2 protein-coding genes and 1 pseudogene are annotated in these 2,474 nt (G+C 42.2%); all 3 read left to right on the top strand.

All coding sequences use genetic code 11. From position 1 onward, the window contains the following. The coding region (locus ACIFQM_RS24445; RefSeq protein WP_430044631.1) for a polymorphic toxin-type HINT domain-containing protein at nucleotides 1-799 on the top strand (799 nt) is incomplete at its 5' end. A gap of 19 nt (nucleotides 800-818) precedes the next feature. Continuing rightward, nucleotides 819-1,139 (top strand): hypothetical protein, encoded by a 321-nt coding sequence (locus ACIFQM_RS24440; protein ID WP_430044629.1) that lies wholly within the window; start codon nucleotides 819-821, stop codon nucleotides 1,137-1,139. Nucleotides 1,140-1,335: 196 nt separating this feature from the next. Continuing rightward, nucleotides 1,336-2,474 (top strand): annotated as a pseudogene (locus ACIFQM_RS24435) (hypothetical protein); the annotation flags it as partial.

The raw sequence follows: 2,474 nt of genomic DNA, 5'->3' as shown, positions 1-2,474 counted from the left end.
TGCAAGTTTTGTAAGTGGTTCTCTTGTAGAAGGGCCTGCAATAGCTAAAGTGACTAAAGGTAAAAGTGCGAGTACGGGCAAAACAGCAAAAGATATAATAAGCAAATGTAATTGCTTTACGGCGGGTACGAAGGTTCAAACAGATGAAGGGGAGAAAGCGATTGAGGAGATTGAGGTCGGGGATAGAGTCCTAGCCAAAGACGATGAGACAGGAGAAATGGCTTACAAGGAAGTTGAATGGCTCTTTCAGCGTGATGTTAAGGAAACATATAATATCACTGTCGGCGGCGAGATCATAACGACTACTGATGAGCATCCGTTTTGGATTGTCGGCAAAGGTTGGGTCAAATCCAAAGACCTATTGGTGGGCGATATTCTTACAACCTCGGCTGGCAAGGAATTAGCCATTGAGAAAATTGAGGTTAAGAAGGAACATGCTACTGTATATAATTTTATGGTAAAGGACTTCCATACGTACTTTGTATCGAATCTTGGAATTTGGACGCATAACAGTTGTGGTACTGGATGGATAAAACATGACACGTACAATGAAATTCGTAATAAGTTTGGTAAAGATGCAGTAGACAAGTTTACTGATGCTATGAATAAGGGATTAGTTAGTGGACAAGGGGCAAATGGAATCAAACTCCTTTCAGGAGATGGGGTTAAGGTAGGGGGTTCTTTCTTTAAATATGAAATTAAAATAAAAGGTAAGTATGGAGATTGGAGGGTTTATGGTAACTATGACGCGAAATTAAATCGAATTATATTTAATAAATTTGACAAAGGAAAGCATTAGAAAAGGTGTGTTGATAATTATGAATGTTGGGGAATTAAGAGAATGGATTATTAATAACAATATCGAACATCGTTCAATAGAGGGATTCTGGATTGCGTTTAATAATTATATGGAAGAATCTCCAGATGAGTTTAAAATCTATTTTAATTCTTTTAGTGAACAGTTTTTGGATATTAAAGTACAACAAGTAGCGCTGATGATTAGTGATTATCCAGAATATGAATCAATTCATGTTGTAACGTACATTCCAATTATTTATAATTCCAGAACGATCGGGCTGTTCAGATTGTTTTTCTCTCTTGATGGTGTAGTATATGATGATTATTTTACACTAGATTGATTTTTCTGACCTTGAGGAGTTATCCTCAAGGTCTTCCTTTTACCAGTACCTATTATCAAATGAATCTGGATCGGCTACACTTGGCTGGACAGAAAACATAAGGGCTAGTAAAAGGACTGTCAACACTAAACTCAGGCAAAAGAGTGTAGCTAATGTAACCGCGCTGCTGACGCGAATTGTACGACCTACTTCGTCCATGACGGACATTCGCTATGAAGCCTATACCAAGCAAATAGGCGTATACGGTACACAAGGCGTGTTTAAAGTGATTTCACGCGCAGATGTGTACAGTACAACGGCAGGTAACCGTTTTTTAAATCAAACGGATTTCACCTATTCGGGAGAGGATCTAGCCAGCTATGGCAAAAACGCCGAATGGACGGTGACTGCTACAGGAACACGTACAACGGAAACCTTCCATTTCGGTAAAACCTTTAGAGGAGAGCATGCGCCCGACAAATCGGTTCTTAACCGTTATGATCAAGAGGGAGATTCCACCGGGTATCATGTAGACTACACGTATAAGGACGCCATGGACTGGAATTTGCCTGCGCAAATGCGAGAGTCCTATACGGAGGGGGGTTCTTCATCCGAGCCTGTCACGACCTCCTATGAGTACAATGAATATGGTCTCCCTTTGAAAATATCCCAAAGTACGGGGTCGGAGACGGTTCATACGTATAAAACCTCGAGTGAGCCTTTTTTCTGGGTACAACCCGTTCAGACGGTTAGGAAAATCAGTGAAGGAAAAACCGGAACGACAGTTCGAACCTATAAAGCAGAGGGCACATTGAATGAACTAAAAAACTATGAAGGCACAGCGCAGGGGAAGCTTTTATCACACAGCTATACTTTTTACAATGCAAAAGGGAATGTAAGCAGTCAGAAGGTTCTTATTGACGACAGAAACGATACGGATGTTTCTATAGATTATAAATCTTCCTATGGTTCTCAGCTCCCGACAAGGCAGCTTTTGCCTAAAGGTGTTGAGTATACGTATGACTACTATCCGACCGGAGAAATCAAGTCCCAAACCGATGCCAAGCGCAAAACGGAGTCCTATGTGTATGACGCGTTGGGGCGTGTAACGAAGGTGACTTATCCGAATGGCACTCAAACGGTGGTGGTATACAAGGATGATACGAACGATGTCACCGTCACCGGGCCGGATGGCGTGAGCGCGGAAAGATTGTATAATCCATTCGGACAGCTGCTCCAGCAGCAGGTGGATGACGCGATTTACGGATATGGTTATGATGATCACGGAGATAGGGTAGAAAGCACGGATGCCGAGCAAGCCACCACTCGCTACGCCTACGATGCTTTTGGACGGCC

Origin of the sequence: Paenibacillus sp. NRS-1782 (assembly GCF_050467685.1) — a bacterium.
GTDB classification, from domain to species: Bacteria; Bacillota; Bacilli; order Paenibacillales; family Paenibacillaceae; genus Paenibacillus; species Paenibacillus terrae_A.
The sequence above is the reverse complement of the archived record's forward strand: the minus strand, read 5'-3'. Positions and strand labels throughout refer to the sequence as shown.